A 6,882-nucleotide genomic window follows, 5' to 3' on the forward strand; every position below is an offset into this window, starting at 1 on the left:
AATGGCGCAAACTCGACGGCCAAAATCGCCTGCCCGAGATCATCCAAGGGGTTGAGTTCCGCGACGGGCTCCGCCACGTTCAAGCCGCCGCCTGATCAGGCGTCACCAACTTTTGCCCATATCTCGAAGAGTTCCTCATTGTCCACAGATTGGCAGCTGCACGAATTCAGATTTTGCAATTGTAGCGAGATTCCGCTGCGATGGGTCGCACCGCACCGTAGAAAGCAATTTTCAGACATCGGCTCTGGGCCGCCCTTGCAGCGAGGTGGCTTACAGATTGAAGGCCCGAACTCGTTGGTGTTGTCCTGAGCTACGCAGCGTATGTTCTCGCGTTCGCGCGCGAATTTCGCGTCCTCTTCCACGTCGAGGTGACATCCGTCAGCAGCCTGGTTCCGGTGCCACCCCCCCGCGCAGCCGAAACCGGTCGCGATAGGCCGACGGCGTGATTCCGCTGTACCGCTTGAAGATCCGGCGAAAGAAAGCAGCATCCTCGTAACCGACAGACAGTCCGACCTGCTCGATAGACGGCGCACCGTCCTCAAGCATCCTCCGCGCGGCCGTGACGCGGATCATCTGCAAGTAGACCCCGGGCTTGTGCCCCGTGGCCTCCTTGAAGCGGCGCACGAAATTGCGCCGACTCATCCCCGAGAGCTCCGCAAGCTCCTCGACCGGAACGTCCCGGTCGAAATGCCTGCTCAGGCGATCTTCGGCCTGCCGGATCTTCGCATCGTCATGGGGCCGCGCCAGCGGCAGCAGCGCGTATCCGGACTGGTCAGGCCGCGGCATGTCGAGAAGCAGCGCCTTGGAGCATTCGATCGCAACGGTGCGGCCGCAGAGCCGTTCCACGAGATGGAGACTGAGATCGCTTGCGGCATTGACGCCGCCGCCGCAGTAGAGCCCGGCATCCTCGGTGATAAGCAGGTCCGTCTGCCAGTCGACCTGCGGGTAGCGCTGCCGGAAACCTTCCGCGACGCCCCAATGCGTGGTGGCCGGGCGGCCATCGAGCAGGCCGGCTTCGGCAAGGAATGCAACGCCCGAACAGACCCCGGCGACGCGCGTGCCACTTTGATACCGTTCCCGTAACCAAGAGGGGATCGCGGCGTGCTGCGCCATCCATTCCGCAGGCACCGGCCCCGAAGCCGACACCATGACGAGATCGACGGGACCGAGATCCGCGATGGCCCGGTCGGGCGCAATGTGCAGGCCATAGGCGCTCTTGACGGGCTCCCCGTCGATTGATGCGGTGGTCACGCGAAACTGCGGCTCCGGATCGGTGCCGCACATCTCGTTCCACATCGTGCCGGCAGCCGCAAAGACCTCGATCGGGCCGACCGCCGTCGATGCATAGCCATCGTTGACGAGAACGATCGCGACATCCAGCCTGTCGTCACTCTCCACCATGGGGCTGATCATGCCATGTCTTGGCGAATAATTCACCTGCCGCGCAGACAAATGGCAGAATCGCCCCCGGGTTCTGTCTGCATGGCCGGGTGTCGATGCGCGCCTTGTGGCACCATACTTTTTTCTGCGAACGAAAACAGAAGGAGGCAAAGATGGAACTCTACGTCATTCGCCGTCGCGGCATCTGGACGACCGAAGAGGAACTCGCGGCGACCAACGAGAAATCTCTCGAGGTCGGCGAGGAGATGAAGGACCGGCTCCGCTGGATCCGCAGCTACGCCGTGACGGAGGACGACGGCCGCATCGGTTCGGTCTGCGTCTACGAGGCCTGCGACCGCGACGCCATACGTGAACACGCCGAACGCATTGGCGCACCAGCCGAAGACGTAAACCTGGTCCGTGGCACAGCCGTCAAGCGCGACGATCCCGCGCCGGTGACCGCTGTCTGACAGACAACGGGCTCTGATCCCGAAACGCATCAAGTCCCAGAAAAAGCGGCAAGAAGCTTCGAACTGTGTGCCGCTTTCGGTGATGGGTCGGGATCAGCTGCGGAGGCACTGTCGGAATTGCGCGAGTCCGGCGGTCGCTGACGCTGCAGCAAATACGCGCACGGTGACTTCCTGCGCTTGCACTCGCTCGAGGCCACCTTCGACGACGGTGTTCAAATCCCAGTTTTCATTCTATGGTCGCCAATATCTCAGCCAAAGGGTTTCAATGTGCCGAGCTCAATTATTGAAGAAGATCTGATGATCGAAGGCAACATCAGATCAAGCGAGGGCAGTGTCGACATCAAAGGTCGCGTGGTTGGGGATGTCACCGCTGAGATGATCACCGTTCAGCTGAGCGGTTCGGTTGACGGGGCAATGTCGGCAACGAAAATCGCGGTTGAAGGCTGCCACACTGGCAGTTTGAAGTGCGACGATCTAAAGCTTGCATCGACTTCTCAGGTTCAGGCTGATGTCGTAGCCAAGGTGATGGCAACGGAAAGCGGCGCCAAAGTTAAGGGCAAGATCGATATCACAGGGCGGCAATAGGGCAATTCCAGTATCGCTACGCGGTAAAGTCACATTTGTGCTTTTGCACCTCAATCACTCCAAATGCGGCGCGATGCGCGAGTGGCCGCTTCGGTGACGCTGCGATGCGGCTTTGGATCAGGCGGCGAGCGGCAGGAATGGGCCGTTATTGCTGCCCAGCAGACAGGGCGGAAAGTGTGAATTAGCTGCGGCGACCGAGCCGAAAGGCTGGAAGCTGACATTCAGTCACGTTGATCACTGTGCTCGGTTCTGCACCGCCACAAGTTGGCGGAGAGCCCTTCGAAGAGGTTTATCGAGTTGAACTGAACGCGGGCTGCTGTGGCCTGAAGACGCTCTTCGGCTGCGTTGGTCAGAATATTGGCGGCGCGCCGATCTCCGCCGTGAGGTGGTCAACGAACTTGTCTATACGCTGCGAGCGCACGGTGCGTGGGTTCAGCAAAGCCACGATGTCGGCGTCCGGGAGCGACCAGTCCGGCAGCACGCGCACCACTCTGCCGGCGCTGAGATCGCCCGAAACGCTCCATTCGGAGCGCTCAACGATACCGTACCCGTCCAGCGCCCAGAGACGCAGAACTTCGCCGTCGTTGCAGCCAAAGACCGGCTGCACACGCAGGCTGGTCTCGACGCCATCCGGACCCGTCAGCGGCCAAAGGGTGGTGTCGGCCCGGTTCTCGCGAACCACGCCGACTCTGTGGCCCGACACGTCTTCGGGGCGCTGCGGAAGGCCGAAACGTCTGGCATACTCGGACGACGCGACAAGGAGGCGGCGGTTCGGCGCAAGCTTGCGCTGCGTGATCCTCAGGTGCGGCAACCGCCCGACATGGATCAGGACGTCCCAAAGCCCGTCGTTCATCGCGCCGACGGGATCTTCGCTGAGGCTGAGCGTCGGCCGTAGATCCGGGTTGTCGTTCCCGAAGCGTGCGAGAACCGGGGCTACGCGCAGACGCCCGAAGCCAAAGGGAGCAATGACATGGAGCGGCCCTTCGATCCGGCCCGCCCGAGCAGACATCTCCTCCGACAGGCTTTCGACATCGTCCAGAATGATCTTCGCCCGGTCGACGAGATAACCTCCTTCTGCCGTCAGCCTGAGTTGCCCGCGACCGCGCTCGATGAGCCGCAATCTCAGCCGGTCTTCCAGCACCGCCAGTCGTTGCGAAACCGCGGGTGGGGTCACGTTCAGACCGCGCGCAGCTGCCGCGAGGCTCGGTGCGACGGAGAGTGCGGTGAGAAAGCGGAGATCGGACACGTCGAGCATTAAGGCCCAGCTTAATACAGGCTTTAGAAGAAGTGAATATGTCATGAATGCTTAGGGTGCTAAGCCTCCGGCACTGATGGAGGATTGCCCGATGATGGCGCCCGACCTCTCAAGCCTTGATGCTCTGCCCACACCAGCGCTGCTGTTGGACGAGTCGCGGATTATGCAAAACATCGCGCGACTGTCTGGGCGCGCAGAGAGACTGGGTGTTTCGCTACGCCCTCACCTGAAAACAGCGAAATCCGTCGAGGCCGCGCGCCGACTGACGGGCGGTGTGCCCGGTCCGATCACGGTTTCGACCCTGGCCGAGGCAGAAGTGTTCTACGATGCAGGGCACGCCGATATTCTCTACGCCGTTGGTATAGCCCCGCAGAAGCTGGAACGCGTGCAGGCGCTGCGTGCTCGGGGCTGCGATCTTGTGGTGATCCTCGATAGCGAGACACAGGCGCAGGCCGTAGCGCAGGCGGAGGTTCTCGCCCTGATAGAGATCGACAGCGACGGCCATCGCGGGGGGCTTCGACCGGACGATCCCGTTCTGGTCCATGTCGGACGCATCCTGCACGACAGCGGCTGTCTACGCGGTGTGATGACCCATGCGGGCGAAAGCTACACAGTGCGCGGCACCCGCGCCCATGCCGAGTTCGCAGAACTGGAGCGCAAGGCGGTCGTCTCGGCAGCCGAGGCGCTGCGTGATGTAGGTCTGCCGTGCCCGACCGTAAGTGTCGGATCGACACCCACCGCCCACGCCGCACGCGATCTGACTGGCGTGACGGAACTGCGGGCCGGGGTCTACATGTTCTTCGACCTCGTGATGGCGGGGATAGACGTCTGCGCCGTGGACGACATCGCCCTCAGCGTGCTGACGACCGTGATCGGACATCAGCCGGCAAAGGGCTGGACGATGATCGACGCGGGCTGGATGGCCCTGTCCCGCGACCGCGGGACGGCGGCGCAGGATGTGGATCAGGGCTACGGACTGGTCTGCGACGAGAACGGCCGGGTTCTGCCCGACCTCATTGTGAGCAGCGCCAATCAGGAGCACGGGATCGTCTCGCTCCGTTCCGGCGTAGATGGTCCGATGCCGGACCTGCCCGTCGGCACCCGCCTGCGCATCCTGCCCAACCACGCCTGCGCGACCGCCGCGCAGCATGACCGCTACAACGTGCTGCTGCAGGTCGGCGGTCCCATGCAGACTTGGCCCCGCTTCGGGGGCTGGTAAGGAGACGGACATGATCCTCATCACCGAAGCGCAGTCCTCTGCCATCGTCACGCCAGAACTTGCCTTCGCAGCGGTGCGCGACGCCCTCATCGCCGCCGTCGCGCATGGTGATGCGAGTTTTCCGGTGGTGATTGCCCATGGCAGTGATCCGCAGAACCGTTTCACCATCAAATCGGCGTCGGGTGCAGAACTGGCCGGGCTGAAGGTCGGTGCATACTTCCCAACGAACGATGCACGCGGTCTACCGCGCCATGCCTCGACCATCCTGCTGATCGACCAGAACACCGGACGTATCGGTGCATTGGTCGAGGGTTCCGCCGTCAACTGCTACCGCACCGCCGCGGCGGATGCGGTGGCAACCGATGCCTTGGCGCGCCCGGGTGCCGAAGTCCTGACCCTGTTCGGAACCGGCCACCAAGCCTCCTACGAGGCGCGGGCTGTCGCGCGCGTCCGAAAGCTGTCCCGTCTGCTGGTGGTCGGCAGAGATCCCTCCCGTACCGACGCCTTCGTCGAACGGTTGCGCAACGCGGGGTTACCGGCCGAGGCCGCAGCAGCGGAAACGGCTGTCCGTGCCGCAGACATCATTGTCACGGCAACGACGGCCACCGAGCCGCTCTTCGAGGCCGAATGGGTCCGCCTGGGAGCGCACATTTCCTCCATGGGGTCTGACTCCAAGGGCAAACAGGAACTTCCCAGCGATCTTTTTCGGAGCGCCCATCTCTTCTGCGATCTTCCGGAACAGTCGGTGCGCATCGGCGAGTTCCAGCACGCGGGCCCCGAAGCAACCCCGACTGCCATCGGAGCGGTTTTGTCTGGCGACGCGCCGGGCCGCCAAAATGAGAAGGAGATCACAATATTCGACAGCTCGGGCATCTCGCTTCAGGACCTTCACATGGCGAAAGCCATCCTCGATCGAAACACTGCGAGCGCTGCCAAGAGATAGGCAGAGGTAGTCCTGGCTGCTCCATTGCCGCCGCGCGCGGCCTGGGACCTGTGTGGGACAAGTCGGTTGGCAGCAAAGTCCGTTCTGCCGTCATTCGCCGATTGAAAATGCTGCGCGGGCCATGAATGGCCGGTTCGGTGAAGCTGCGCTGTAGCGCTGACCGATGAAGTGAGCGCCAGCAATGGGCCGATGTTACTCTGTAGGCCGAGTGGAGATAGGTTTACCTACATGGCCCTCTGCAATTGACCGTAAGCTTTCTAAGCCACCCACTGCATCCTCTATAGATTTCCTGAGCTTTTGATCATGCCCGGGGCAAAATTTGCCACCCTTAGTTTTTCTCCACACCCACAGATGCAATCTTGCTCAGCCATGATCTCTTCCAATTTCACTTTGCGCCCGAGTATGCTCATCCAAAATATGTGAAGCAACGACTGCTTTTGAGAAGCTACACTGCAAGAGCCATTTAGTTCTGAAGGTCGGGTTTAGGTCGCTCATGCTGAGCGGAGGCGGCAATGTGATACCGATGCTGCACCGCATCCGATGACCGCAAGGAGCCCAGACTGTCGATTGCGTTAGAAACGATCCTCGGCTTGGCTTGGCCTATTGCTGCCGTTGCAGTGAGCCGCGCCATTGCCAGGCCGCGGGCTGGCGATCTTGCAGTGCACTTTATATCTGCCAAATCCGAAAAACTCTAATTGGCGCGTTGACTTAGACAAATCGCCAGTCCGTGGGGGCGGGTCATGCTGAAAGCATGCCTCCGGCATGACCGATGGCGCGGCGGCCTTCGGCCTTGTTCCGCGCCGGGTTTGCCGCGCAAAGGTCCGCTCAAGGCCAATGGCCGGCTTTGATCCCGACTTTCACCAAGAGCAACTTCGTCCCGCGATCTGTGAATTCAGATCATATGCAGCGAACAGCGAGGCTTCCTGAACCAGTTCTCTGATCGCGGTTGTGTCAAGGGCGTTAGGTTTGTTGTCCGCCGGGGTCGTGGTTCTCTCCGAAGTCAGGCGATGCTGCTTCATGATGGCGTCCG

6 protein-coding genes are annotated in these 6,882 nt (G+C 61.7%); 4 read left to right on the forward strand and 2 right to left on the reverse strand.

The window, feature by feature from the left end; translation table 11 throughout:
- Window positions 1-378: 378 nt before the first annotated feature.
- Window positions 379-1,413, reverse strand: coding sequence for a GlxA family transcriptional regulator (locus Q0X85_RS08260; RefSeq protein ID WP_297771293.1), 1,035 nt, complete (start codon window positions 1,411-1,413; stop codon window positions 379-381).
- A gap of 140 nt (window positions 1,414-1,553) precedes the next feature.
- Here Q0X85_RS08260 and Q0X85_RS08265 point away from each other — a divergent pair, with 140 nt between their 5' ends.
- Together Q0X85_RS08265 and Q0X85_RS08270 are read left to right on the forward strand one after the other, a co-directional pair.
- Entirely contained in the window at window positions 1,554-1,850 is a 297-nt protein-coding gene (locus Q0X85_RS08265) for a DUF4242 domain-containing protein (protein ID WP_297771295.1), read from the forward strand.
- 177 nt (window positions 1,851-2,027) lie between these two features.
- Window positions 2,028-2,435 carry a polymer-forming cytoskeletal protein gene (locus tag Q0X85_RS08270; protein WP_297771297.1) on the forward strand — a complete coding sequence of 136 codons (408 nt, stop codon included), beginning with the start codon at window positions 2,028-2,030 and terminating at the stop codon, window positions 2,433-2,435.
- A 349-nt stretch (window positions 2,436-2,784) separates the two neighbouring features.
- Here the strand turns inward: Q0X85_RS08270 and Q0X85_RS08275 are convergent, their stop codons facing one another.
- Entirely contained in the window at window positions 2,785-3,735 is a 951-nt protein-coding gene (locus Q0X85_RS08275; protein ID WP_297771298.1) for a LysR family transcriptional regulator, read from the reverse strand.
- Between the two features lie 46 nt (window positions 3,736-3,781).
- Between Q0X85_RS08275 and Q0X85_RS08280 the strand changes: the two genes are divergently transcribed.
- A complete protein-coding gene (locus Q0X85_RS08280; RefSeq protein WP_297771299.1) occupies window positions 3,782-4,909 on the forward strand; it encodes a DSD1 family PLP-dependent enzyme in 1,128 nt (375 codons plus the stop codon).
- Between the two features lie 10 nt (window positions 4,910-4,919).
- Entirely contained in the window at window positions 4,920-5,852 is a 933-nt protein-coding gene (locus tag Q0X85_RS08285) for an ornithine cyclodeaminase family protein (protein ID WP_297771300.1), read from the forward strand.
- Window positions 5,853-6,882 lie beyond the last annotated feature (1,030 nt).

Origin of the sequence: uncultured Roseovarius sp. (genome assembly GCF_947259555.1) — a bacterium.
Taxonomy (GTDB): Bacteria; Pseudomonadota; Alphaproteobacteria; order Rhodobacterales; family Rhodobacteraceae; genus Roseovarius.

Excerpts from the sequence above, each read along its gene's own strand:
- Q0X85_RS08260 (WP_297771293.1), bottom strand. The coding sequence starts at position 1,413 with ATGATCAGCCCCATGGTGGAGAGTGACGACAGGCTGGATGTCGCGATC.
- Q0X85_RS08265 (WP_297771295.1), top strand. The coding sequence starts at position 1,554 with ATGGAACTCTACGTCATTCGCCGTCGCGGCATCTGGACGACCGAAGAG.
- Q0X85_RS08275 (WP_297771298.1), bottom strand. The coding sequence starts at position 3,735 with ATGACATATTCACTTCTTCTAAAGCCTGTATTAAGCTGGGCCTTAATG.
- Q0X85_RS08280 (WP_297771299.1), top strand. The coding sequence starts at position 3,782 with ATGATGGCGCCCGACCTCTCAAGCCTTGATGCTCTGCCCACACCAGCG.
- Q0X85_RS08285 (WP_297771300.1), top strand. The coding sequence starts at position 4,920 with ATGATCCTCATCACCGAAGCGCAGTCCTCTGCCATCGTCACGCCAGAA.